Source organism: Pseudomonas sp. DC1.2, from assembly GCF_034351645.1.
Lineage (GTDB): Bacteria > Pseudomonadota > Gammaproteobacteria > Pseudomonadales > Pseudomonadaceae > Aquipseudomonas.
On sequence record NZ_CP133782.1, the window covers coordinates 4,809,811 to 4,835,145 of the forward strand.

Annotated in this window: 23 protein-coding genes and 2 pseudogenes; 10 read left to right on the top strand and 15 right to left on the bottom strand. The window is 59.9% G+C overall.

Annotation, left to right across the window (positions count from 1 at the left end; genetic code table 11):
* Complete coding sequence (locus tag RHM68_RS21770) at positions 1 to 855, top strand: shikimate dehydrogenase (RefSeq protein WP_322219042.1); 855 nt, start codon at positions 1 to 3, stop codon at positions 853 to 855.
* A 58-nt stretch (positions 856 to 913) separates the two neighbouring features.
* On the opposite strand, the gene RHM68_RS21775 is transcribed toward RHM68_RS21770, so the two are convergent.
* Together RHM68_RS21775 and quiC are read right to left on the bottom strand one after the other, a co-directional pair.
* Entirely contained in the window at positions 914 to 1,591 is a 678-nt protein-coding gene (locus RHM68_RS21775) for a TetR/AcrR family transcriptional regulator (RefSeq protein ID WP_322219044.1), read from the bottom strand.
* Positions 1,592 to 1,693: 102 nt separating this feature from the next.
* Positions 1,694 to 3,592 carry a 3-dehydroshikimate dehydratase QuiC gene (quiC, locus tag RHM68_RS21780; RefSeq protein WP_322219046.1) on the bottom strand — a complete coding sequence of 633 codons (1,899 nt, stop codon included), beginning with the start codon at positions 3,590 to 3,592 and terminating at the stop codon, positions 1,694 to 1,696.
* Between the two features lie 295 nt (positions 3,593 to 3,887).
* Here quiC and RHM68_RS21785 point away from each other — a divergent pair, with 295 nt between their 5' ends.
* Entirely contained in the window at positions 3,888 to 5,204 is a 1,317-nt protein-coding gene (locus RHM68_RS21785) for an MFS transporter (protein ID WP_322219048.1), read from the top strand.
* A 51-nt stretch (positions 5,205 to 5,255) separates the two neighbouring features.
* Here RHM68_RS21785 and RHM68_RS21790 read toward each other — a convergent pair whose 3' ends face one another.
* The 4 genes and pseudogenes from RHM68_RS21790 to RHM68_RS21805 form a co-directional block, all read right to left on the bottom strand.
* Positions 5,256 to 6,134 carry a DMT family transporter gene (locus tag RHM68_RS21790; RefSeq protein WP_322219050.1) on the bottom strand — a complete coding sequence of 293 codons (879 nt, stop codon included), beginning with the start codon at positions 6,132 to 6,134 and terminating at the stop codon, positions 5,256 to 5,258.
* 101 nt (positions 6,135 to 6,235) lie between these two features.
* Positions 6,236 to 6,427 (bottom strand): annotated as a pseudogene (locus RHM68_RS21795) (sugar phosphate isomerase/epimerase); the annotation flags it as partial.
* Between the two features lie 59 nt (positions 6,428 to 6,486).
* Positions 6,487 to 6,741, bottom strand: a pseudogene (locus tag RHM68_RS21800) (gfo/Idh/MocA family oxidoreductase); the annotation flags it as partial.
* Between the two features lie 370 nt (positions 6,742 to 7,111).
* Positions 7,112 to 7,888 (bottom strand): IclR family transcriptional regulator, encoded by a 777-nt coding sequence (locus tag RHM68_RS21805; protein WP_322219052.1) that lies wholly within the window; start codon positions 7,886 to 7,888, stop codon positions 7,112 to 7,114.
* 306 nt (positions 7,889 to 8,194) lie between these two features.
* Between RHM68_RS21805 and RHM68_RS21810 the strand changes: the two genes are divergently transcribed.
* From RHM68_RS21810 to RHM68_RS21825, 4 genes are all read left to right on the top strand, one after another.
* Entirely contained in the window at positions 8,195 to 8,479 is a 285-nt protein-coding gene (locus RHM68_RS21810; protein ID WP_322223959.1) for a hypothetical protein, read from the top strand.
* The gene (locus tag RHM68_RS21815) at positions 8,463 to 9,296 is read left to right on the top strand and encodes an aldo/keto reductase (protein ID WP_322219054.1); all 834 of its coding nucleotides are present in this window, start codon (positions 8,463 to 8,465) and stop codon (positions 9,294 to 9,296) included. Before RHM68_RS21810 ends, RHM68_RS21815 begins: the two co-directional genes overlap by 17 nt.
* A gap of 212 nt (positions 9,297 to 9,508) precedes the next feature.
* Positions 9,509 to 10,402 carry a neutral zinc metallopeptidase gene (locus RHM68_RS21820; RefSeq protein ID WP_322219056.1) on the top strand — a complete coding sequence of 298 codons (894 nt, stop codon included), beginning with the start codon at positions 9,509 to 9,511 and terminating at the stop codon, positions 10,400 to 10,402.
* Entirely contained in the window at positions 10,402 to 11,361 is a 960-nt protein-coding gene (locus RHM68_RS21825; RefSeq protein ID WP_322219058.1) for an alpha/beta fold hydrolase, read from the top strand. The genes RHM68_RS21820 and RHM68_RS21825 overlap by 1 nt, the downstream gene beginning before the upstream one ends.
* Positions 11,362 to 11,413: 52 nt before the next feature.
* On the opposite strand, the gene RHM68_RS21830 is transcribed toward RHM68_RS21825, so the two are convergent.
* The 3 genes from RHM68_RS21830 to RHM68_RS21840 all read right to left on the bottom strand — a co-directional run bounded on the left by RHM68_RS21830 (position 11,414) and on the right by RHM68_RS21840 (position 13,549).
* Positions 11,414 to 12,007, bottom strand: a complete 594-nt coding sequence (locus RHM68_RS21830; protein WP_322219060.1) for an HAD family hydrolase — start codon at positions 12,005 to 12,007, stop codon at positions 11,414 to 11,416.
* Positions 12,004 to 12,873, bottom strand: a complete 870-nt coding sequence (gene tesB, locus RHM68_RS21835; RefSeq protein WP_322219062.1) for an acyl-CoA thioesterase II — start codon at positions 12,871 to 12,873, stop codon at positions 12,004 to 12,006. The genes RHM68_RS21830 and tesB overlap by 4 nt, the downstream gene beginning before the upstream one ends.
* A gap of 106 nt (positions 12,874 to 12,979) precedes the next feature.
* On the bottom strand, positions 12,980 to 13,549 hold the full coding sequence (locus tag RHM68_RS21840; RefSeq protein WP_322219064.1) for a GNAT family N-acetyltransferase: 570 nt from the start codon (positions 13,547 to 13,549) through the stop codon (positions 12,980 to 12,982).
* An 86-nt stretch (positions 13,550 to 13,635) separates the two neighbouring features.
* Here RHM68_RS21840 and RHM68_RS21845 point away from each other — a divergent pair, with 86 nt between their 5' ends.
* The gene (locus RHM68_RS21845) at positions 13,636 to 14,556 is read left to right on the top strand and encodes a histone deacetylase (protein ID WP_322219066.1); all 921 of its coding nucleotides are present in this window, start codon (positions 13,636 to 13,638) and stop codon (positions 14,554 to 14,556) included.
* Positions 14,557 to 14,828: 272 nt separating this feature from the next.
* On the top strand, positions 14,829 to 16,070 hold the full coding sequence (locus RHM68_RS21850; protein ID WP_322219068.1) for a TIGR03862 family flavoprotein: 1,242 nt from the start codon (positions 14,829 to 14,831) through the stop codon (positions 16,068 to 16,070).
* A gap of 39 nt (positions 16,071 to 16,109) precedes the next feature.
* On the opposite strand, the gene RHM68_RS21855 is transcribed toward RHM68_RS21850, so the two are convergent.
* From RHM68_RS21855 to RHM68_RS21875, 5 genes are all read right to left on the bottom strand, one after another.
* Complete coding sequence (locus RHM68_RS21855) at positions 16,110 to 17,444, bottom strand: DEAD/DEAH box helicase (RefSeq protein WP_322219070.1); 1,335 nt, start codon at positions 17,442 to 17,444, stop codon at positions 16,110 to 16,112.
* 52 nt (positions 17,445 to 17,496) lie between these two features.
* Positions 17,497 to 18,423, bottom strand: coding sequence for a drug/metabolite exporter YedA (gene yedA, locus RHM68_RS21860; RefSeq protein WP_322219072.1), 927 nt, complete (start codon positions 18,421 to 18,423; stop codon positions 17,497 to 17,499).
* Positions 18,424 to 18,670: 247 nt separating this feature from the next.
* Positions 18,671 to 19,282 (bottom strand): 3'-5' exonuclease, encoded by a 612-nt coding sequence (locus RHM68_RS21865; protein WP_322219074.1) that lies wholly within the window; start codon positions 19,280 to 19,282, stop codon positions 18,671 to 18,673.
* Between the two features lie 22 nt (positions 19,283 to 19,304).
* The gene (locus RHM68_RS21870) at positions 19,305 to 19,784 is read right to left on the bottom strand and encodes an NYN domain-containing protein (RefSeq protein WP_054616703.1); all 480 of its coding nucleotides are present in this window, start codon (positions 19,782 to 19,784) and stop codon (positions 19,305 to 19,307) included.
* Positions 19,785 to 19,921: 137 nt separating this feature from the next.
* Positions 19,922 to 20,713, bottom strand: a complete 792-nt coding sequence (locus RHM68_RS21875; RefSeq protein ID WP_322219077.1) for a DUF2076 domain-containing protein — start codon at positions 20,711 to 20,713, stop codon at positions 19,922 to 19,924.
* 178 nt (positions 20,714 to 20,891) lie between these two features.
* On the opposite strand from RHM68_RS21875, the gene RHM68_RS21880 reads away from it, so the two are divergent.
* On the top strand, positions 20,892 to 21,566 hold the full coding sequence (locus RHM68_RS21880) for a YciC family protein (protein ID WP_322219078.1): 675 nt from the start codon (positions 20,892 to 20,894) through the stop codon (positions 21,564 to 21,566).
* A gap of 72 nt (positions 21,567 to 21,638) precedes the next feature.
* Positions 21,639 to 22,718 (top strand): endonuclease/exonuclease/phosphatase family protein, encoded by a 1,080-nt coding sequence (locus RHM68_RS21885; RefSeq protein WP_322219080.1) that lies wholly within the window; start codon positions 21,639 to 21,641, stop codon positions 22,716 to 22,718.
* Positions 22,719 to 22,732: 14 nt separating this feature from the next.
* Here the strand turns inward: RHM68_RS21885 and hrpB are convergent, their stop codons facing one another.
* Positions 22,733 to 25,249 carry an ATP-dependent helicase HrpB gene (hrpB, locus tag RHM68_RS21890; RefSeq protein ID WP_322219081.1) on the bottom strand — a complete coding sequence of 839 codons (2,517 nt, stop codon included), beginning with the start codon at positions 25,247 to 25,249 and terminating at the stop codon, positions 22,733 to 22,735.
* Positions 25,250 to 25,335: the final 86 nt, after the last annotated feature.

The following is a 25,335-nucleotide window of genomic DNA, read 5'->3' on the forward strand; positions in this document are numbered from 1 at the left end:
ATGACTCAGAACAAAACGGTACTGGCCGGGCTGATTGGCGCCGGTATTCAGGCCTCGCGCACTCCGGCGTTGCACGAACACGAAGGCGATGCCCAAGGGATGCGTTACTTGTATCGTTTGATTGACCTCGACGCCTTAAAACTCGACAGCAGCGCGCTGCCCGATCTGTTGATAGCCGCCGAGCGCATGAACTTCACTGGCCTGAACATCACCTTTCCGTGCAAGCAGGCAATCATCCCCCTGCTCGACGAATTGTCGCCAGAAGCGTTCAGCATTGGTGCGGTGAACACCGTGGTGTTCAAGGATGGAAAGCGCATCGGTCACAACACCGATTGCCTGGGATTTGCTGAAGGTTTTCGCCGAGGCTTGAAGGATATCGCCCGTGAACGTGTCGTCCAAATGGGCGCCGGTGGCGCTGGCGCGGCGGTAGCCCATGCACTGCTGAGCGAAGGCGTACAACAGCTGAACATTTTCGACGTGGACGACAGTCGGGCACAGGCGTTAGCCAACAACCTCAATCAGCATTTTGGCGCCGCACGCGCGGTGGCCGGTCATGACTTGCCAAGCACGCTGGCTAACGCCGACGGGCTGGTGAACACCACCCCGATGGGCATGAAAAAATTACCGGGCTCGCCGGTGCCGGTGACGCTGCTTCGCGCACAACTGTGGGTGGCAGAGATTGTTTACTTCCCACTGGAAACCGAGCTGCTACGCAACGCCCGCGCCTTGGGCTGCCGCACGCTGGATGGCGGCAACATGGCGGTGTTTCAGGCGGTGAAGGCGTTTGAATTGTTCAGTGGCGTAACGCCGGATGCGCCGCGAATGCTCGCGCACTTTCAGAGCATGAAAGGTTAAGGCTTCGAGCTTAAGGGCTGCTTCGCAGCCCAATGAAGACCCGCCCCTTCGCCACGGGTCAGGCCTGCAAGTAGCGCAAAACCGACTCGCAAATCATCTCTCGATGACGCTGTTTGATCGCTTCTTCTGGCAGGTCGATCTGAAAAATCTCACCAAAGGTATGGCGATTCGACACGCGGTAGAAGCAAAAAGAACTAATCAGCAAATGCACGTCAAGCGGTTCAAGGCCCGCACGAAACAGTCCCTCCAGGGCACCGCGACGCAGAATCTCGCCCAGTGAGTCAAGGATGGTGTTATTCATCGCCTTGATCGCATCGGAGCGCTTCACATACTCAGCGTTATGGATGTTCTCGATGCTGACAATGCGCACAAAATCGACGTTGCGATCATGGTGGTCAAAGGTGAACTCGACCAGCCGACGAATCGCTTCAACCGGTGCCAGTGCAGTCAGATGCAAGCGGCTTTCAGTGTTGCGAATATCGCCGTAGAGCTTCTCCAGGACCTCAATGTAGAGCTGTTCCTTACTGCCGAAGTAGTAATAGATCATGCGTTTCGAGGTATGGATGCGCTCAGCAATCGCATCAACCCGCGCACCGGAAAGCCCCTGCTGGACGAACTCGACAATGGCTTCTTGAAGGATGTTTTCGCGGGTCTTTTCCGGGTTGTTCTTGCGACTCTTGCGAGGCTCGACAATCGGTTCGTCGGGGGCTACGGAGAGTTCTGAAGTCATTGTCATTGGGGCTCACGGCCATCACTGCAGAGGCGGGCGATTATGAGGCGCGCCGCACAGTGAAGGAAGCTGCGCGACGGCGGTTTCGTACCCGTGCTTACGAATTTCCTACAACTTCGCCTGACGTACCGCACCACTTCGCGATTTAGCCATTGCCGCCAGACGCACTGCAACATTGGCCGCGCCATAACCGGCGTACCCACTCTTGCGCTGGATGATCTCGAAGAAAAACCGCCCCTCAAAGGGCTCGGTGTACACATGGAATAGCTCGCCGCCCTGTGCATCACGGTCGTAGAGCACGTTGAAGTAAGCCAGCTCGCTGAGAAACTCATCATCGAAATCGAAACGTGCGGCCAGATCATCGTAATAGTTGAGCGGAATATCCAGCAACGGCACCCCCGCCTCCTTGGCGCGGCTGACCTCGGCAAAGATGTCATCGCAGTCGAAGGCGATGTGATGGACCCCGGAGCCGCGATAACTCGACAGTGCGTGTGAGATTGCAGTGTTGCGGTTCTCGGAAATATTCAACGGCAAGCGAATTGAGCTGTCGCGGCTGCGCAACGCCCGGCTCTTCACAAGACCGTAAGGGTCAGGCAACACCACTTCGTCATCCGCCACGAAATCCAGCAGGCTTTTATAGAACAGCACCCAACTGTCGAGGCTGTCCGCCGGCAGCGCCATGGCCATGTGGTCGATGCGCTTGAGGCCGCCCCGAGTCGCCGCCGGTAGCAGGTTGAAATCGGTGCCGTAGACGTCGGCATGTTGATCCACCAGGTAAATCAGACTGCCGTCCGGCGCACGCACCGCTGCCAGCTCCAACTCATTGGGACCGACCAGTCCGCGATACGGCTGGCCTTTGTAGGCCACGGCCCGAGCCAGAGCACTGGCGCTGTCTTTGACTCGAACGGCGGTGGCGCATAACGATGGGCCGTGGGCTTCGAAAAAACTGTGGGCGAAGGAGTACGGTTCGGAGTTGAGGATCAGGTTGATGTCACCTTGGCGCATCAGGCTGACGCTCTTTGAACGATGCTGCCCGGCCTTGACGAATCCCAGTCGCTCCAGCCAGAGGGAGAGCTTGGCGCCGAGGCTTTCATCCACTGCGAACTCGAGAAACTCGATGCCGTTGTATTCACTGGCCTCAGGCGTCTCGAACAGGATGTCGAGCGTGGCAGGCGGTTGCGCCTCCTGCTCCAGACGCTGACGGGTTTTCTCTTCCAGGTACAGCAGCGAACGCAAGCCATCAGCAGCGTTGGCCCGAGGCGGTGCCGCACGAAAGCCGTCGTTGAAGATTTCCAGGGACAGTGGCCCGGTGTAACCGCTCTTGATAATCGGCGCCAAAAACCCCGCCAGATCGAATTCACCCTGGCCAGGGAAGCAACGAAAATGCCGGCTCCACTCCAGCACGTCCATGGCCAAAATCGGCGCATCGGCCATTTGCACAAAGAAGATCTTGTCCCCAGGAATCTGCGCGATTGCGCTGGGGTCGCCCTTGAGCGACAGCGTGTGAAAGCTGTCGAGCAACACCCCCAGACTGGGGTGATCGGCCTGACGAACGATGTTCCACACCTGTTGATAAGTGTTCACATGCCGGCCCCAGGCCAGCGCTTCATAGCCGATACGCAGTCCACGAGCACCGGCCCGTTGCGCCAGCAAGCGCAAATCGTCGATAAGGACCGGCTCATCACCGATAGCGTCCGGCGAGGCGTTGCTGCACACCAGCACCAAGTCAGTGCCTAGCTCCTGCATCAAGTCGAACTTGCGCTCGGCCCGATCCAGATTGCGCGGCAGGCGATCCCGGCGGCAACCTTCAAAGTCGCGGAAGGGTTGGAACAGCGTGATCGCGATCCCGAGGTCGGCGCACATCTGTTTAATTTCCCGAGGACTGCCGTCGTAGTAGAGAAGGTCATTCTCGAAAATCTCAACCCCGTCAAATCCGGCAGCAGCAATGGCTTCAAGTTTTTCCGGCAGGGTGCCGCTCAAGGAAACGGTGGCGATGGAACGCTGCATAATTCGACTCCCGGTGGAGGCTTCGGCTACAGGGAATTTGCGCCGCTTTTAATAGAATGAGCGAATTATTGAGCCCGTCCGTGCATTGAGCAATTCAAAGTGTACTAGGCAGTTAGTTTTATGGGCGATTATCGAACACAATGGCAGTTGGCGAATTGACGATTTTTCGTCCACTGCCCAACATCGACGGCACATTGAGTCCGGTCATGAGTGATCGGCTTCGGTTACCAAAGACCCAGAACACCACATAAAAATAATCGGTGGCCTATACATGACTCCTTCTCAAAGCTCTCCCATGGGGCGTTCCTCCATGACGCCTGCCAGCAGCGGCATCGGCGACAAAATCCGCGGCGCCATGGCCGTCGGTAAAACCCGCTGGGGCATGCTGGCGCTCGTATTTTTCGCCACCACCCTGAACTACATCGACCGCGCCGCACTGGGGGTCATGCAACCGATCCTGGCCAAGGAGATGAGCTGGACGGCGATGGACTACGCCAACATCAACTTCTGGTTTCAGGTGGGTTACGCCATCGGTTTCGTGCTGCAAGGCCGGTTGATCGACCGGATCGGCGTCAAGCGGGTGTTCTTCTGCGCGGTCCTGCTCTGGAGCCTGGCCACCGGCGCCCATGGCCTGGCCACTTCGGCCGTTGGCTTTATGGTTTGCCGGTTCATCCTCGGCCTGACCGAAGCCGCCAACTACCCGGCTTGCGTGAAAACCACACGTCTTTGGTTCCCCGCCGGCGAGCGCGCTGTGGCCACCGGCATCTTCAACGCCGGCACCAACGTCGGCGCGATGTTCACACCGATGCTGCTGCCGCTAATCCTCCAAGTGTGGGGCTGGCAAGCCGCGTTCCTGTGCATGTCGGCACTGGGTGCAATCTGGTTGCTGTTCTGGGGTTTGAAATACTTCAACCCGGAAGATCACCCGAGCGTTAAGCAATCAGAACTGGACTACATCCACCAGGAAGTCGAGCCTGAACAAACCAGCGTGCCGTTCTCGAAAATCCTGCGTATGCGCGGTACCTGGGCCTTCGCGATTGCCTACTCGCTGACCGCACCGGTGTTCTGGTTCTACCTGTACTGGCTGCCACCGTTTCTGAATCAGCAATACAACCTGGGGATCAACGTGACCCAGATGGGCATCCCACTGATCATCATCTACCTGACTGCCGACTTCGGCAGTGTCGGTGGCGGGATTCTGTCCTCGTTCCTGATCGGTCGCGGGATCAACCCAATCAAGGCGCGCCTGATGTCCATGTTGCTGTTCGCCTGCTGCATCGTTGGCGTGATCATGGCCGCCGGCTCCAGCAGCCTGTGGGTCGCGGTGTTTGCGATCTCGCTGGCGATCGGTGCCCATCAAGCCTGGACCGCCAATATTTGGAGCTTGGTGATGGACTACACACCCAAACACATGATGAGCACCGTGTTCGGCTTCGGCGGGATGTGCGCGGCCATCGGCGGGATGTTCATGACCCAATTGGTCGGGCACATCCTGACGGTCACCCACAATAACTACACCGTGCTGTTCACCCTGATTCCGGCGATGTACTTCATTGCACTGACCTGGCTGTACTTCATGGCACCGCGCAAGATCCCTGCCGTCACCGTGTAAAAGCGCATCACCGCCCACGTGGGAGCGAGCCAGCTCGCTCCCACTGGTCTTTCACCGACGACTCTGCTGCCAGGCCGCCGCCAACCCGCTGCAACAAATCACCGCGATCCCGACCACCGTGGTCAGGGTCGGTGTGTGGGAAAACAGCAGCCAGCCCAACAGCCCTGCAAAGACAATCTGGCAATAACCAAATGGCGCCAGCAACGCCGGTGCGGCATAGCGAAACGCCTGGGTCAGAAATAGATGCGCCGTCATCCCGCAACTGCCCAGCGCCACCATCAACACCCCGTGCCCCAGGCTCGGCACTTGCCAGAAGAACGGCACCAGCGCGCTCATAACCAAGGTGTTACACAACCCGGCGAAAAAGTTGCTGGTGGTCGGGCTGTCTATCTGGCTGAGCTTGCGCGTGAGCAACTGATAGAAACAGAAGAACATCGCGGAACAGAACGGCAGCAACACCGCCGGGGTAAAAAGGTCGCCGCCGGGATGAACGATGATCAGCACGCCGACAAACCCACACATCACCGCAACCCACTGCCCACGGGTCACGTGCTCGCCCAGCAGCGGCACAGACAACGCGGTGACCAGTACCGGCGCGAGGAAGTTGACGGCTGTGGCTTCGGCCAACGGAATAAACAATAACCCGGTGGTGAAGAACAGGCTGGTGCCCAACAGGCACAGCGCGCGTAGCAGTTGTAGCAACGGCCGTTTGGTACGCAGGACACGCAGCCCGGACTGCGGCAGAAAAATGCCGGCCATCAGCAAGGTATGCACCAGATAACGGGCCCAAACCACCATGATCACCGGATAGAAACCAGAGAGGTACTTCGACAACGCGTCATGACTGGAGAACAGGAACGTCGCAGCGACGATCAGCAAAATGCCTTTGAAGGGTTTGTTTACGCCAGAGAGGGGGGTACTGACAGTCATGGGTATCCCTTAAATCTTGAAATCAAAAACATCGTCGATTTGCCACCCGACCCTAGGCATGCGCCGAGCTTGTCCGCAAGAGGTGCGCAACACCGCCATGCACGGGTTTTACTCAACGCCATCTGCGCCCGGTGCAGCCCGCTCACACTCTGCACCCACAAGTGTGGGTAGGGAATTTCCAGGCTCAACGGTATATCGGCCGGCAAGCACCGCAGTAAAGCTTGCGAATCAGCATCGCCCTCTCCCGGAAAGCGTCGTTCATGGCGAGCCTGACGCAGAATTTCCGCCACGTCCTACGGTGTCAATGCCAGTACCGCCAGGCTGGCCAGAGAAATAATTAGCTCGCTCATGCTCATTCCTCGATCAGTACCGGTGCGCAGGCGCGACCCGTCTCGGCGGCTTCGCGAATCGCCAAAACCAGCGCCAGAGTGCGGGCGGCATCGGCGGCGCTGATCAGAGGTTCAACTTCGCGGCGCGCAACGCGCACGAAATGCTGCAACTGCAAACGCAAAGCGTCATCGGCACTAAAGCTTTCCTGCTCCACGAACAAAGGCTGATGCCAACCCGCGTCGAGGTCGGCGTAATACCAACGCTTGAGCTGCGCAATACCCTACACCCCACTCGTGTGCGAGGCCCGCCGCATGCGGACCGGGATCGGCCACGGCGCACAAGGTTGCTTCGGTCAGCGTTTTCAAGTGCTGGTTATGCTGCTGGCCCATGATGCCGGCGCCAATCAAGGCAATGCGAAGGGGCGAAGTCAAGGTACGGTTCTCTTGTGATTATTGTTGGCAGCGCGAATTTCAACAATTTAGAACCTAGTTCCATATTCTTAAACACTCAAGGCGCAAAAGCGTGCGAACAGCGCACGACTTTTGCGTGAGCCACGATGACCTGTGGCCGCGTAGCCGCTCGCCAATGCGGGCTTACAGTCGACATCGTCGGTGAACTCGCCGCCGCCATGGGTTGGCGTATGGGGTTTAACTGAACAACTCGGACGCTAAACTCGCCGCTGCCAGCTCTTCGGCAAACGTCAACAACATCGGCGAAAGCTCATGCAAGCGCGCCCCAGGCATCCGCGCACTCGGCCCGGCAATGCTCAGCACGCCGATCACCCGGCCATCACTGGGATGGCGCACCACCGCCGCAATCGCCGAGGTGCCCACCGCCGAACTCTCCTCTACCCAGGCGTAACCCTGCTCGCGTGCCAGCCGCAGGCGTTCGAGCAATTCAATGTTGGAGCGTGGCGCATTCGGACCCAACTCTGGCGGCCGGTCCGCCCCCTGACGCTCAACCAGCGACAAAGCCTCGGCATCGCTCATGCAGGCCAGCCACGCATGCCCAGACGCGGTGTAAAACAATGGCGCATCGCGGCCCATGTCCGGGTCATAACGCAGGCCGGAGCGGGCTCCCTGGGATTTGGCGATCCAGACCTGGCGCTCCCCTTCGATCACTCCAAGGCGCACCAGCTCGCCGGTTTCCCGGGCCAGACGATCAAGCACCGGTTGGACAATATCCGCGCCGCTGCTCGATAGATAACGAAAACCCATCGCCACCAGCTTGGTCGACAAGTGATAACGCAAGGTCTCCGGATTCTGCCGCACATAGCCCAACCGAATCAGTTCGGCGAGCAAGCGATGGGTCGCGCTTTTGGGGATATCCAGTTGCTCCGCCAGCGTCTGCATCGGCAGACCGCGAGAGTCACTGGTGAGATTTTCCAGCACGCTGAAAACACGTTCGATCTGACTGCCAGCCATGGGAGGTTCCACACAAGATTTTGCCGATTCTAGAAGACAACCATTCGAATGCAAAATATGGAACCCAACCTCCGATAAACGCCCGCTCCAAGACGTCATAGGGTGCCGCCCCTCACCGCAGTCTTATATTTTCTGGAATAAAATTCTAAAAAAAACTGATCGTCGGCGTTGTAAACGACACTTGCGTCGGCGCCAGTCAGCGAATTGCTGCGCGAGGGCAATCAGGTTCGTGGGCCGTGGCCAGCACCGCCAAGGGCAGGTCCGCCTCCTGGCGCTAGGCCGTGCTGGCTGCTGGCGGCTTCGACCATGGCATTATCGGCCCCATGGTTTTCAACGGCGTTACAGCCAGGGCATCTCTCGGCCGTGTTAACTGCCACTGTCATCCTTTATCCGCATGGCTATCTGAAAACCGGTAATACGATCGAATACAGAGCCCACGCGGACAGCAACATGGCAAGCATCATGGGCGGGAATTACCTCGCCGACAGCATTAATCTTGGCCAGGCGCGGACCTTCGGCTACATCGCAGGACGACATATCGTCGGTATAACGGCTTACGAACAGGAGATCGACCGTGCAGCACATCGTTAACGCTCAAGGTTTGAACATGCCCAAACTCGGCCTCGGCACCTGGCCGATGCTCGGCGAGGACTGCACCCGCGCCGTGGCGCAGGCCCTGACGTTGGGCTACCGGCATATCGATAGGGCGGCGGCCTACAATAATGAGGACGCGGTCGGGCAAGCCATGGCCAACAGCTCTGTGCCACGGAAACAGATCCACGTCACCACCAAGGTCTGGTGGGATCAACTGGAGCCCAATGCCATGCGCGACGCCATGGATCGCAGCCTCAAGGCCCTGCGCAGCGATTACGTCGACCTGTTCATGATCCACTGGCCGACAACCGACTGGGACTTGCCCCGAACAATCGAGACGCTGGTGTCATTCAAGGAGCAAGGGCTGGCGCGCAACATAGGTGTGGCGAACTTTCCTCTGCCATTGCTGCGCAAAGTCGTCGAGCAATTGGGCGCGCCGCTGTCAGCGATCCAGGTCGAATACCACGTACTGCTCGGACAAAACGCCCTGTTGGACTACGCCCGTCAACACGATCTCGCACTGACGGCCTACACGCCGCTGGCCCGCAACAACGTTTCGGGCATCGTGCAGATCCAGCAGATCGCCGCCAAACACGGGGTACTACCGGCGCAGGTAGCGCTCAAGTGGTTGTTGGACCAGCCCCGCGTCGCGGCCATTCCCAAGGCCAGCAGCGAGGTCAATCAACGGGCCAATCTGCAAGCACTCGACGTGGTGCTGGACGACGAAGACCGCGCATTGATTGCCGGCCTGTCAAAGCGCGAACGCCAGGTTAATCCTGACTTCGCACCTGTGTGGGATGCGTTCGACCAGTAACAGGTAAGGCGTCTTGGCAAAAAACCATCGATGGACGGAATTCGCTGGGTTGTCCGTGTTCAATACCCGTGAGCAGTGTTCACCGCCTCCAGGAGTTGCGGGCACGGCCAACGTAGGTGATAAATGCCGGACGACCGGACTGGCGCCTGTCACACACACCAGCAACACTTCTCACCACCCTTATTCCCCCATAAAAGACAGAGGACTCCCACATGCTATGGAGAAAAGGCCGACGCAGCGACAACGTGGTCGATGCCCGTGGCGATGACACCGGCGGTGGAGGGGGTGGGATGCGCTTCGGCGGTGGCAAGGGCTTGAGCCTGACTGCCATCGTGTTGATCGTTGGAATCGGCTGGCTCACGGGGCAGGATCCGATGCAAATTCTCGGACAACTGACCGGGCAAATGAGTGAGCAATCGGCGCCCGCCTCCCCTCAAACCCGCAAGGCGCCGCCGGCCAATGATGAACAGGCCGAGTTCGTGCGCTCGATCCTCGGTGACACCGAAGACACCTGGGCGCAGATTTTCCAGCAGGCCGGTCGGCAGTACAAAAATCCGACCCTGGTGCTGTTCAGCAACCGAGTGAACTCAGCCTGCGGCCAAGCCACGTCGGCGACCGGACCGTTCTATTGCCCGGCAGACCAGAAAGTCTATCTGGACATGAGTTTTTTCAAAGAAATGTCGCAACGCTTCTCGGCGGCGGGCGACTTCGCCCAGGCCTACGTGATCGCTCACGAAGTCGGACACCATGTTCAGACCTTGCTTGGCGTTTCGGCGAAAATTCAGGCCGCTCGCCAACAGGGCCAGCGCATGGAGGGCGACGGCGGCTTGCTGGTTCGTCAGGAACTCCAAGCCGACTGCCTGGCCGGCGTTTGGGCCAATAACGCGCAAAAACGACTGAACTGGCTGGAGCCGGGTGACATCGAAGAGGCCCTGAACGCCGCCAACGCCATCGGCGATGACCGCTTGCAACAGCAAAGTCAGGGCCGTGTAGTGCCCGACTCGTTTACCCACGGCACATCGGCGCAACGGGTGCGCTGGTTCAAAGCCGGGTTCGACCAAGGCAAGGTTGGCCAGTGCGACACCTTCGCCGCGAAGAACCTCTGATGCGTCAATGGTTGCTGGTCTTGCTGATCGCCTGCGCAAATACCCAGGCGGCCGAACACGGGGTCAAGGACATCAGCCCCGGACGCTTGCAATTGAAAGCTGGCGAAATGGCGGTGGGTATTGGCCCGACACCGAGCAAAATCGAACGCGTGCTGATCATCATTCACGGGCGATTGCGCAACGCTGAAACCTACCGCCAAAGCGCCGAACACGCCGCCGAACATGCGGGACAACTCGCGACCACGCTGGTGATTGCGCCGCAGTTTCTCAATGAAACTGATATTGCCCTGCATCAGGCGCCCGACACGTTACTGCGCTGGCGTGGCAACGACTGGATGGCCGGCGGCTTATCCACCGGGCCGAATGGCATGAGTTCCTACGCTGCACTCGACGAAATCATCGCCCGGCTGGCAGACCGTCTGCAATTTCCGGACGTGAAAGAAGTGATCATCGCCGGCCACTCGGGCGGCGGTCAGGTGGTTCAGCGCTACGCGCTGTTGGCTCACGATCAACCGGCGCTCACCGCCGCCGGCATCAGCGTTCGCTACGTGGTCGCCAACCCCTCCTCCTACGCGTATTTCAATGAGCAGCGGCCCGTGACGTTCGATCACACACAATGCCCTGGCTTTAACCGTTGGAAGTATGGCCTGACAGACATGCCCGTCTACGCCAGTGGGCAAACGTCTCCCCAACTCGAAAGCAGTTACATCAAGCGTGACGTGACTTATCTGCTGGGCCAGCAGGACACCGACCCCAACCATCCTGCCTTGGACAAGGGTTGTGAAGCCGAGGCGCAAGGGGCTTATCGGCTGATTCGCGGGCATAACTTCTTTGATTATTTGCTGCGGCGCCATCCACAAGGGGTGAATCAGCGATTGGTCGAAGTACATGGAGTTGGGCATAACGGGGATGGCATGTTTACTTCGCCTGAGGGGCAAAAGGTGTTGTTCAGTCGGTGAGTGCCGTAGTGCATGAAATGACGCCTTAGCGAGCCGGCCCACGATGAGGTCGTCAAGCCGAGAGCATCTGCCGCAACTCAAAACAATCGGCAGCATGCCAATCAGCCAACTCCGGCCACGGATTCTCCGGCACATTCACCAACACTGTCCGCGCCCCGGCGGCCCGACCGCAATCCAGGTCAAAACGGTAATCACCGACCATCACCAAATCGCTCGCGGGCACCTTCCAAGCCTCAGCCAACTTCAGCAAACCACCGGGATGCGGCTTCGGCGGAGCGTCGTCGCGGCCCAGTACATCCTCCGCAGCGAAGCAGTCGGCCAAGCCGATCGCCTCCAGCGTGACGTGGGCCAGTTCGCGAGCATTGCGCGTCAGAATGCCTAGGCGATAACCGCGCCCCGCCAACTCGCGCACCAACTCCACCGCCCCTGGCGCTGGCTTCGAACCTTTCGCCAAATCGCGCTCATGCTCCAGCAGCCAAGCGTGTTTGGCCGCGGCCTCATCCGCGGGTAATGCAGCGAGGTGCGTCAGAATGTCGTCTTCGGCAGGGATCGACAGTGCCACACGGATCGCCGCGAAATCATGCACAGCCACCGTCAGGGTGCCGTCCATGTCGAACACCCAGTGCCGCACCTCGGCCAGGCTCATGCCCAATCCTTGCGATGACGAATCAAACCTTCCTGGGTCACCGAAGCCACCAGTTGTCCGGCACGGTTAAACACGCTACCTCGGGAAAACCCACGAGAATTACCGGCCCACGGGCTGTCCATGGCATACAGCAACCAGTCATCGGCGCGCAGATCGGCATGGAACCACAGCGAGTGATCGAGGCTGGCGACCTGCATGTCTTTCTGCCAGACCGATTTGCCATGCGGCAGCAACGACGTGGTCAGCAAGCCAAAGTCCGAGGCATAGGCCAGCAGGTATTTGTGCAGCGCCGGGGAGTCCGCCAACGCGCCATCGGCACGAAACCAGACATATTTAAGCGGATCGCTGGGTTGCGGGTTGTAGGGATCTTTTTCGGTGACGGGGCGGAATTCGATAGGTTTCGGGCATAGCAGTTTTTCGCGCATGTGCTCCGGAATCAGGTGCGCGCGCTGCTGGGTCAGCTCCAACTCCGAAGGCAGGTTCTCCGGGCCGACCACTTTGGGCATCTCGGTCTGGTGCTGGAAACCTTCTTCGTCGTACTGGAAGGAGGCGCTACAGGTGAAAATCGGATTGCCCTTCTGGATTGCCGTCACCCGACGCGTGCTGAAACTGCCGCCATCGCGTACCCGATCAACCTGATAAACCACCGGCAACGCCGCATCCCCAGGGCGCAGGAAATAACCGTGCAGAGAATGCACATGCCGCGTTTCTTCAACAGTCTGGCTGGCCGCCGACAGCGACTGACCGAGCACCTGTCCGCCGAACAGCTGCCGAAAACCCAAGTCCTGGCTACGTCCGCGGAACAGGTTTTCTTCAATCGGTTCCAGGGTCAGCAAATCCACCAGATCTTCCAACACTTGGCTCATTCAGGCTCTCCTCACACAAAGCAATGCCATGCAGTCTTGGCTGCAACGGTCGATTCAGTTTCTGGCCCGGGCCAACGTGGCGGCTATTGTAAACCTCCATGCCAGCTTAGCCATGCAAGGTTTGCAGCCATTGCTCACGGGTGATGCGGTAGAGCAGGTGCTGACGCAGGGGATGGTCGGCGGCGAAACGCGGATGCTCGAAATCATCGGCCGGATCATGGTGCATGCCGATGGCCTGCATAACTTTCTCTGACGGCAGATTGGTTCGCGTGGTGAAGGCCACGACGTCTTGCAGCGCGAGCCGGTCAAAGGCGCAACGCAGAGCGGTCCACGCCGCTTCACTGGCGTAACCCAAACCCCAGTGTTCGCGCGCCAGGCGCCAGCCGATCTCGGTGGCGGGAACAAACGGTGCGTCGAAGGCCACGGTAGCCAGCCCGGTAAAACCGATGAATTGCCCGGTATCCTTGCGTTCCAGCGCCCATAAACCAAAGCCGTGTTCGGCAAAATGCCCACGAATCCGACCGATCAGCGAAGCGCTTTCCAGTCGGCTCAACGACGCTGGAAAATAGCGCATCACCTGCGCATCCGCACACATTGCCGCAAACGCCGGTAAATCCTCATCGCGCCACTGCCGCATGAGCAGTCGCGCACTGTCGAGTTGCAGTATCGGCTCCATGGTGTCTCTCCGTTTCCGTGCCGCAAGTCTAGATCGCTGGTAGGATCCGTCACTTATTCCTACACGCCTTCCAAGATAAATCAGCCATGCCCCTGCCCCTGATCTACCACGAAGACTACAGCCCCGAGTTTGCGGCGGAACATCGCTTCCCCATGGAAAAGTTCCGGCTGTTGCGCGATCACTTGGTGGACAGCGGCCTGACCCGGGACGTCGACCTGCTGCGCCCCGACCTGTGCCCCGCTGAGATACTCGCCCTGGCGCATGATCCTGCGTATATCGAACGCTACATGAGCGGCGAGTTGTCCCGCGAAGACCAACGGCGTCTCGGCTTGCCATGGAACGAGGCCCTGGCGCGGCGCACCGTTCGTGCGGTCGGCGGTTCGCTGTTGGCCGCCGAGCAGGCGCTGGAGCATGGACTGGCCTGTCACTTGGCCGGCGGCACTCACCACGCGCACTACGACTACCCTGCCGGGTTCTGCATTTTTAATGACCTGGCGGTGATCAGCCATTACCTGCTGGAAAGCGGTCGTGTGAACCGGGTGCTGATCTTTGATTGCGACGTCCACCAAGGCGACGGTACTGCAAGGATCCTGCACAACACGCCAGACGCAATCACCGTTTCCCTGCACTGTGAGAAGAATTTTCCCGCACGCAAGGCAGAAAGCGACTGGGACATTCCCCTGCCCAAGGGCATGGGCGATGCCGATTACTTGAAGGTGGTGGACGACGCGCTCAACTATTTGCTGCCGCTCTATCAGCCGGATCTGGTGCTGTATGACGCCGGGGTCGATGTGCATAAAGACGACGCACTCGGTTACTTGAAGCTGACCGACGAAGGCGTCGCCGCCCGCGATGAAGGTGTTATGCGTCATTGCCTGGGCCGCGATATTCCAGTAGTCGGCGTGATCGGAGGCGGCTACAGCAAGGACCGCCAGGCCTTGGCCCGACGTCACGGAATCCTCCATCACAGCGCGCAACGCGTTTGGACGTCATTAGGGTGTCATTGAGCTGTGGATACTTTACCCACAATGCCTGTGGAGCTGCCTGTGGATAACCTGAGTGAAAGCCCCTACAGCCCCTGCTACGTATAGCTTACAAAGGCCTGATTGTTTTTTGACCACCTCTTTAGGCGTGCCACCGATGCCCTGTCTGAACGGGGTTGACCGCGCTGACGGCGGTGTTATGCCGTTCACAGAGCGCTTTCGTAAGTACGCCCGCTCCCACTGTTATCGGTGCTGATAGAATGCGCGGCTTATTCCGTCAGACCGCAGCGCATTCCATGACCCAATCTTCCGCCGCCCTCCCCGCTCACGTCGCCATCATCGGCGGCGGACCCGCCGGTCTGATGGCCGCCGAAGTGCTGAGCCAGGCCGGGATCACCGTCGATTTGTACGACGGCATGCGTTCAGTGGGGCGAAAATTCCTGCTGGCTGGCGTCGGCGGCATGAACATCACCCATTCCGAAGCCTACCCGGCGTTTCTCTCACGCTACGCCGAACGGGCCCCGCAAATCGCCCCGCTGCTGCGGTCTTTCGGTGCCGAGGCGCTGTGCCAATGGATTCATGACCTGGGCATCGAAACCTTTATCGGCAGCTCCGGCCGCGTATTTCCTACCGACATGAAAGCCGCGCCCCTGTTGCGCGCCTGGCTCAAACGCCTGCGCGACAGTGGCGTCGTGATCCACACCCGCCACCGCTGGCTCGGCTGGGATGACCAGGGCGGGTTGCGCATCGACAGTCCTGAAGGCATCAACACCATTCACCCGGACGCCACTTTGCTGGCCCTCGGCGGTGGCAGTTGGTCGCGCCTCGGCTCTGACGGTGCATGGTGGCTGCCACTTGAGCAACGCGGCGTAGGACTGGCGCCGTTGCAACCGAGCAATTGTGGCTTCGAGGTGCAGGCCTGGAGCGAGTTGATGGTCAGTAAATTCGCCGGCTCGCCGCTGAAAAACATCGCCATCGGCCTCAATGATGACGTCCAGCGTCTCGGCGAATGTGTGATAACCGCCACAGGCATTGAAGGCAGTTTGATCTACGCGCTCTCGGCACAGATCCGAGAAACAATTAACCGGCACGGCTCGGCGACGGTTCATGTCGATCTGCTGCCGAGCCGGCCTGTGGATAACGTTGAGGCGGCACTGCGTAAACCGCGTGGTTCACGTTCGATGTCCAAACACCTGCACAGTCAACTGGGCCTTGACGGCGTCAAAGCAGCACTGCTGCGCGAACTGACCGGCGCCGAATGTTTTGCCGACCCGGCATTACTGGCCAAAGCGATCAAGGCGTTGCCCCTGACGCTGGTAAAAACCCGTCCACTCGACGAAGCCATCAGCAGCGCGGGTGGCGTGACGTTCGAATCGATGGATGAGCGCTTGATGCTCAGGCAACTGCCTGGCGTTTTCTGCGCGGGGGAAATGCTCGATTGGGAAGCCCCCACCGGCGGTTATCTGCTGACAGGGTGCTTTGCCAGTGGGCGCGCGGCCGGGTTGGGGATCTTAGAGTGGCTGAAGCACACAGACTGAGCGTTCCCACGCACCGCGTGGGGAACGCTCCTTAGACGATCAAGGCTTCTTCTTGCGCGGCCCAGTGTTAAACACCGGTATTTTTCGCACAGGCTTGAGCGAAGGTTCAACCGCCGAAGCGTCCCCGCTCTCAACCCATTTACCCAGGTTGCGTTTGCCACCACCGGAGGTCTTTGGCTTCTTCGGTTTTTTCGGCTTCTTCACCACCTGACCACTGGCATCGGTATCCGGCACCCGGTGCTCAGGTTCGAAATCCTGTTCCATCTGACGCGTCAGTGTCTGACGGGTCAGGGTCTCGATGGCTGACAGCTGATTCACTTCATCGGCACACACCAGGGAAATCGCCTCCCCGGTGGCACCCGCACGGCCGGTACGACCGATGCGGTGGATATAGTCTTCGGCCACGATTGGCAGGTCGAAGTTGACCACCATGGGTAAATCTTCGATATCCAGACCACGGGCCGCGACGTCGGTGGCGACCAGAATCTGTACTTCGCTGGCCTTGAAGCGGTCCAGCGCACGCTGACGCGTTGCTTGAGGTTTGTCGCCGTGGATACCGTCGGCATTGATGCCCAGGCCCTGAAGTTTTTCCACCAGCGCGTCCACGCCGTTACGCGTCTTGGCGAACACCAGCACCTGCTTCCACTTGCCTTTGCGCATCAAATGCACGAACAGCTCTGCCTTGCGCTTCTTGTCTACCGTCACCACCCACTGCTTGACGGTGTTAGCGGCCACGTTACGCGGGCTGACTTCGATGCTCAGCGGATCGTTGAGCATTTGTCCGGCGAGTGTGCGGATGGCATCGGAGAACGTCGCCGAGAACAGCAGCGTCTGACGTTGTTTTGGCAAAACCCGGTATATATTTCCAAGTTCTTCGGAAAAGCCCAGATCGAGCATGCGATCAGCTTCGTCGAGCACCAGAGTTTGAAGCTGGTTGAACTTCAGGGCCTTCTGGCGGAACAGGTCGAGCAAGCGACCGGGGGTCGCGACCAACACATCAACACCTTTGCGCAACTTCATCATCTGCGGGTTGATGCTGACGCCGCCGTACACCGCATACGTGCTCAGCGGCAGGTTTTCGGCGTATTGACGCACGCTTTCGTGAACCTGTTCCGCCAGCTCGCGGGTCGGCACCAGGATCAGCGCGCGTACCGAATTGGCGGCGACTTTCGGCCCTTCCATGGCCAGCAATTGCAGGAGCGGCACCGCAAAACCAGCGGTCTTGCCGGTGCCGGTCTGAGCCGCAGCCATCAGGTCGCGACCGGCCAGCACCGCCGGAATGGCTTGCGCCTGAACCGGCGTCGGGGTCTGGTAGCCGAGCGTCTCGAGAGAGCGCAGCAAGGGTTCGATCAGGCCAAGGGTGGCGAAAGTCATGGGATTACCGTAGGAAAAATCAGCGCGGGTGTGCAATGGCGCGCAGTTTACCCTAATTCACACGGGATTCTGTCGGCACCGCTACGGCGGGACGGTTCGCACCCCGACGCCACTGCGGCAAGCCGATCAACACCACGGCGCTGATGATGACGGCCATGGCCACCGCTTCCTCGATACCAATGGTCTCGCCGACAAACACAATCCCCAGCAACACCGCTACCGCAGGGTTGACGTAGGCATAACTGGTGGCAGCCGCCGGACGCACGTGCTTCAACAGGTACATGTAAGCGTTGAAGGCAATGATCGAACCGAAGCCGATCAAGTAGGCCAATGCCATCCAGCCTTCGAGCGGCGGCACACTCTCAAGACGCTCGCCACTCAACGCACTGCCGATCAACAGCACCACGCCGCCCACGAGCATTTCTGCGGCGCTGGCCATCGCCCCCTGAGGCAACGGCAAATGTTTGCTCCACACCGAGCCAAACGCCCAAGCTGCCGCCGCAAACACCAGCAACGCCGCGCCCAACGGGCTCGATTGCAAGTTGGAACCCAGATTGAGCAGGGCGATACCGATCAGCCCGAGCACAATTCCGGCCCATTCAAGACGGGTATTACGCGCGCCCCAGAAATACCCGCAGAGCAAGGTAAACAACGGCACCGTGGCCACCGCCAGTGCAGCAACGCCGGACGCCACGCCCGTGTGCTCGGCAACGCTCACCGCACCGTTACCGAAACTGAGCAGCAAAATGCCGATCATCCCCGCCGCTTTCCACTGCGCCCAAGTCGGCGCAGGCGCACCGCGCCAGCGCAGGAACACGTACATCAACGTTCCGGCAATGACAAAGCGAATACCGCCAAGCATCAACGGTGGCCAATACTGCACGCCAATGCGAATGACCAGGTAGGTCGAGCCCCAAATCACGTACAACGCGAAGAACGCGGCAACCAACGGTAAGGGGAAACGACGTAGGCCAGGCATAGATAGCTCGAAGGCAAGACAGGAGAGCGAACAGTCTAAGAAGGCCAGCCGCAAAAAATAAGTTACAAAACCTGTTTATAGCGCCGGTACACTTTTCAACGCACGGAGATCAGGCTGATAAGCCGTGCTTTCGAACTCAGCCGTGGCCAAAGCAAGGCAAGCCTGCGCAGGCGGGAGATCTATTGGGGCAAGGGTGATCGATCGTTCCCACGCTCCGCGTGTGAGTGCAGCCAGGCGAGCCGCGTGCTTAAAAGCCGCGGTGGCGTTTGAGATGCTCATTGACCTTCGCTGCCGGCACTTTCTGCAAGCTGCACAGAAAATCATGCGATAACTCGCGCAGCCCGTGCCTGCGCCGCAACTCTTCGGCTAAATGTGCCGTCAAGTTAGCAGCCATTTCCGCATCGGCCATGGCCCGGTGAGCCTTGCCGGTGTCAGGCAAGCAAGCGAAGGTGGTGAGGGTGCCCAGTTTGTGATTCGGTGCGGCGGGCATCAGGCGACGCGCCAGTAGCAACGAGCAGGCAAAGTTCTGCAGGCGTGTGCGCTTGATTCGCCCCAGCTCGAAATCCCAGAACTTCTGGTCGAACGCGGCGTTGTGCGCCAACAGCGGCGTGGTGCCGACGAATTCGTTAACTTCGTTCATCACCTGCTCCGCCGAAGGCGCAGTGCGCAGCATGGCGTTGCTGATGCCGGTGAGTTGCTCGATGAAGGCCGGTACGCGCACCCCGGCGTTCATCAGGCTCTGGTAACGCTCGACGATGCGTCCCTGTTCAAGGATCACCACGGCAATTTCCGTGGCCCGGCAGCTACTGCTTGGGGAGATTCCGGTGGTTTCAAAGTCGATGACTGCTATGCGTTCCAAACGTGTTTCAACTCCGTAAAAATCAATTCTTGAGCAGCAACGCGCCTTCGATCGGCACGTAGCGGCTGGCCGCGCGGATCAGCGAATTGGCGGTCAGCCCCGGCACGCCGTAAGCCACTGCCTGAACCCCGTGTTTGCTGATGATGCGCTCCAGGAGCATATCGAAATCACCGTCACCGGAGGCCAGCACCACTTCGTCGACGTGATCGGCGGCGTCCATGATATCGAGGGTGATGCCCACGTCCCAGTCGCCCTTGGCCGAGCCGTCGCTGCGCTGAATGTAGGGCTTGAGCTTCACGACAAAGCCCAGGTTGCGCAGGATCTGCTGGAACTGCTGCTGCTTACTGTCACCGCGGTCGATGGCGTAGGCGTAAGCCTCAACGATCTCGCCTTGTTTGCTGATATCAGCCCACAGCGCGGCATAGTTGAAGTGACAACCGTAAGCCTGACGCACGGTGTAGTAGAGGTTTTGGACATCGGCGAACACTGCGATTTTTTTCACCGTACATCCTCTTTCAGCGCGCAAGGCGCGGGCAGGATCAGGCTCCGGGCCCGAAAAGTTGCCCAGTATGCCAGCCTGAAGGATTGTTCCGCGAATATTCGGCCAGGGGCGCTTGAGCGCCCCGGACGAAGGGTAGGTCAGACGAAGGAGTCGTCGTCATCGCCACCGAAGGACGATGAGTTGTCATCGCTGTAGTCGCTGTCGGCATAACCGCCCTGGTCATTACCATACGAGCTGTTATCAGCGACGCGTTGATCGTCGTTCCAACCGTTGCCGTTCTGGTCGTTGACCTGGGCCGGCTCTTCCTTGATGACTTCAACGATTTGCTGGGGCTGTTGATTGCTGTGGAACAAGCTGCTGATACCTTCAGCGAGCATTACACCACCGGCCACACCGGCCGCGGTTTTCAGTGCGCCACCGAGGAAGCTGCTACCAGCGGCGGCCGGTGCCTGCTGCTGCGGGGCGTAGTTCTGCTGAGGGGCACCGAAGTTCTGTTGCGGCGCACCGAAGTTTTGCTGCGGCGGCTGTGAATTGAACGACGGCCGCGCCGGTTCACGCCAGCCGCCAGTCGCTGGCGGGGCGCTTTGCGTCGGCGCCGGCTGCGGATCACGCGAACCACCACCGAAAATGCTCGACAAGAAACCACCACTGGCTGGCGCGGGAGCCGCTGTCTGCGCCTTGGCCTGTTGCAGGTCAGCCTGCAATTGCTGGATTTGCTGGGTCAGTTGCTTGTTCTGTTCGTCGAGGCTCTTAATCGCCGCCTCTTGCACCAGAATCGCCTGGGTCATGAAATAGCCCGCAGCAGGCTGACGCGTCAGGTGTTCCTTGATCCGCGCCTCGGCCAGCGCGTCGCGCGGGGCTGAATCCGTTTCGGCCTGTTGCAGCCGGGAAAACAGTCCATCGATCAGGGTTTGTTCTTCGCTGTTCATGGCGACCTCGTAGATTGCCGGGAATTTCGTCGTCCTCATCCACGGTGGACAAGGTGCTTACTCGTAATGGGGGGTGATACGGAATGTTTCAATAGCCTTTACCTAACGTTTACGTTTGCTTCAGGCAGCGCTTCATCGGTTAAAGTGAGCCACTGCTTTCAACCTGCGATATCGACTGATGAATTCGTTCGACGTGCTGCGTGACTCTCTGTACTTCTTCAAGCGCAATCTCGGCCAGATCGTGCAGCTGTGCCTGCCGCTGGTCATCCTTGAGGCATTCCTGCAACAACTGGTAGACACCACCGCCGGTCCCGACGGTTTTCCCGGTGACAGCACAATCGTCGGGTTACTGGTGTATCCGTTGTACACCGCCGCACTGATTCTGTTTCTGGATGCCCGCAGCCGTGGCGAATCACCGCGCCTGCGCGATTTGTTGGCCATGTCCGTCACCCTGTGGCCGCGCTTCGCCCTGTTGACTGCACTCAACACCCTGTTGATCCTGATCGGCCTGTGGATGTATTACCTGCCGGGCCTGTGGTTGATGGTGATGCTGGCGTTTGCCGAGTACCTGCTGGTGCTGCGCGGCTTGACGCCGCTGGCGGCAATGAAGGAAAGCCTGCGCCTGACCCGCGGCCATTTTCTGCGCATCCTGGTGTGTATTTTGTGTGTGGCGGGGCCGTTGTGGGTACTCAAGGGCGCCAGTTACGCGATCTATCCGGCCCCACAAAATCCGGCCGTCACCCTGATGATCGACAGTGTCCACAGCTTCTTGCAACTGTTCACCAGCGTGGTGTTGTTCCGTCTGTTCATGCTGATCAGTGACGCGCCAGAAAAAACCGACGGCGGGGCCTGACCGCGCGGCCCTTGGGCGCAGGCAAAGCTCTGAGGTATGCTCGGGCATCTTTGTAACGCCATAAGCCGAGCCATGACCCGTCTACTGCGCTACACCCTGCTGGGCCTGCTGCTTGTTCTCTGCCTGATGGGCGCGCTGATCTTCAGCCTGACCTGGCGTCCCGACGACCGAGAAGTGCTACCGGTCAGCTGTAGCACCAAAGCGCCGACACTGGTGCCTGGTCAAGCGCTGAAGGTGATGATCTGGAACGTCCAGTACCTGGCCGGCAAGCGCTATGTGTTCTGGAACGACCTGGCTCAAGGCGACGACGAAAGCCCAACGCCTGAAGACATGGCGTTCAGCCTTGATGAAGTGGCGCGCGTGGTGCGCGACGAACAACCTGACATCGTGTTGCTTCAGGAACTTGACGACGGCGCCAAGGCCAGCGATTACCAAAACCAGCTCAAGCTGCTTCAAGAACGGGTTGCCGACCTTTATCCGTGCAGCACGCAAGCCTTCGACTGGAAAGCCGACTTCGTTCCGGATCCGCACATCTTGGGCAGCGTGGGGCGGCAACTGGCGACACTGAGTCGCTACCAGATCGAACACGCTGAACGGGTGCAGCTACCGGTCACGCCGGGCAACGTCATCAGCCGTCAGTTCCAACCGAAAACCGCCTTGCTGGTGGCTTATCTGCCATTGAGCGATGGCGGGCAGATCGCCATGATCAACACTCACCTCGACCGTGCCCATCAACCCGATGACACACTTCAATTGCAGGTCACCGCGGTGGCCAAGGTCCTCGACACTTACGAAAGTCGCGGTACGCCCTGGTTGATTGGCGGTGATTTTAACTTGCTGCCTCTGGGCCAATACCAACGCCTGCCCACTGAGCAACGCACGCCCTACTCCGCCGACAGCGCATTGCATGTGCTGTGGGACAAATACCCGATGATCCCCACCAATAACGAAGCCAGCGGCATTGATCGGGAACAATGGCTGACCCATTACCCCAACGATCCAGGCCTGAACGGCCCGGACCGGACCGTCGACTACCTGTTTTACAGCCCGCAAATCAAACGGCTCGAGGCGCGGGTGCGGCAGGACGATACCTTGCGTATTTCCGATCATCTGCCGGTGATTGCACGGTTTTTATTGCCGGTAGTGCCTTAGCTCGACGGGCGACACTACTTGCGAGGCTTGATTCGCGCCGTCGCCTCGGCGACCAGCGGGTCGTCCGGCCAGTAATGCTTGGGGTAACGCCCCTTCAAATCTTTCTTCACCTCGGCGTAGGTACTGCGCCAGAAATTCGCCAGGTCTTGGGTCACCTGCACCGGCCGCCTGGCCGGGGACAGCAGGTGCAGCTTGACCACTTGCCGGCCACCGGCAATGCGCGGAGTGTCGGCCAAGCCAAACAGTTCCTGTAAGCGCACCGCCAGAATCGGCGGTTGCTCGCTGTAATCCAGCCGGACCGACGAACCCGACGGCACCCTTAAATGATGCGGCGCCAGCTCATCCAAACGTTGCGGCAACGGCCACGGCAACAGGTTATGGACGATGCTCGACAGGTCCAGGTTAGCGAAGTGACTAAGCCGCGAAACCTTTCCCAGATAAGGCATCAACCAGTGTTCAAGGCTTTTGAGCAGCGCGACGTCGCTGACATCCGGCCATTCGCTTGGCCGTTTGGCGTCGAGGTCCAACTGCCTTAGCAACGCGACTCGCGCCTGCCACTGACGCAACTCCGGGGTCCACGGTAAGAGTTCCAGGCCTTTGCGCCGCACCAGATTTACCAGTGCCTGACTGCGTGCGGTTTCGTCGAGCCCGGTGAGCGGTTCACGGCTGAGGATCAATTCGCCGACCTTGCGCTGACGCTCAGCCCGCAATACGCCTTCGCGCTCGTCCCAGTCCAGTTGATCGACGCAGCGCACTTGCTCCGCCAACACGGAATCGAACAACGTCGGATCGAAATCCGTCGCCAGATAAATCCGTTCCTCGCGCTGGCCCTGACGACTGCCCAGATCGGCGATCACCAGCCAGGGTTGCTTCATCAAACTGTCCGCCTCGGCAAACAACGCCGCCCGGCCATTGGCCAGGCGATACTCCGCGCCGCCGGGACGCCGCTGCTGGGCGATGCGGTCCGGGTAGGCCAGTGCCAGCAAGGCGCCGAGCCAGCGCGGGTGATCGGGGTCGCTGACCGGTTCTGCCGCGTTACCACGCAAGTACCCGCGATACTGGCGCGCCAGTTGTCGAGCACGTTGCACCCCACCCTGCGCCCCGCGCGCAGCCCGCTCGGCGCCAGACAACAACACCAGTCGGCTGTGCAAGTCCGCCCCGGCGCCACGCAAAATATCGCGTTCACCGAGCAGCGCCGCGATATCACACGCCATGTCCGATAACCCGAGCGCCTGACCGCGCAACAACAGGTGGCCAATGCGTGGGTGCGCAGGCAGCTCAGCCATGGCCTGGCCGTGACGGGTCAACGCGTCGCCGTCCAATGCGCCGAGGCGGTCGAGCAAGTCCTGAGCCTGTGCATAAGCGGCGGCGGGGGGCACGTCGAGCCATACCAATTGCTCCGGCGTTACGCCCCAACGACCGAGTTGCAAGGCCAGCCCGGCGAGGTCCGCCGAAAGAATTTCCGCGCTGGCATAGGCCGCCAGTTGTTCGTGCTGGTCTTGCGACCACAGGCGATAGCAGACGCCTGGTTCCAGTCGCCCGGCTCGACCGGCGCGCTGGGTGGCGCTCGCGCGGGAGATGCGCTGCGTCTCCAGGCGAGTCATGCCGCTGCCGGGATCAAAGCGCGGGACGCGCGCCAGCCCCGCGTCGATGACCACCCGCACGCCGTCGATGGTCAGGCTGGTCTCGGCGATGTTGGTCGCCAATACCACCTTGCGCAGGCCGGCCGGCGCCGGATCAATCGCCGCGCGTTGGGCCGCCAGATCGAGTTCACCATGCAGCGGGCAAAGCAAAACCGGCGAGCCCTCACCCAGCGCATCGGCCAATTGCTGATGGACACGACGGATTTCCGCCTGCCCCGGCAGAAACACCAGCACGCTGCCAGTTTCATCATTCAGCGCGTCGAGAATGGTCTGCACCAGACGCGGCTCGATGAATTCACCCGACTGAAACGGCCGGCCCCAGCGCATCGCCACCGGGTACATGCGGCCTTCGCTGCGCAGGATGGGCGCGTCACCCAGCAACCCGGCCAAGCGTTCGCCTTCCAGCGTTGCCGACATCAAAAGAATTTTCAGCGGTTGCTCGTCACGAAACAGCTCCCGGCCGTTGAGGCTAAGGGCCAACGCCAGGTCGGCGTCGAGACTGCGCTCATGGAACTCGTCAAAGATTAACAACCCAACGCCCTCAAGCGCCGGATCGTCCTGCAAGCGTCGGGTAAGGATGCCTTCGGTGACCACTTGAATGCGCGTGTTGGGGCCGACCTTACTGTCGAGTCGAATGCGATAACCTACTGTTTCGCCGACTTTCTCACCCAGCTCACTGGCCAGGCGCTCTGCCGCCGCCCGTGCGGCTAAGCGCCGGGGTTCGAGCATCAAAATAGTCTGCCCCGCCAACCACGGCTCGCTGAGCAACGCCAACGGCACCCGCGTCGTCTTACCGGCACCGGGCGGAGCTTCGAGCACGGCTTCGTGGCGTGTAGCGAGGGCTTCACGCAGGGCGGGTAAAACGTCGTCAATCGGCAAAGAAATCATGCGAGCGCTCCAAGGCGTACCCGCAGGGCCGACCCGTTAGAAAATTTATCAGCCGTCATGCGTCGTCGATCTGGAAAAAACAACAT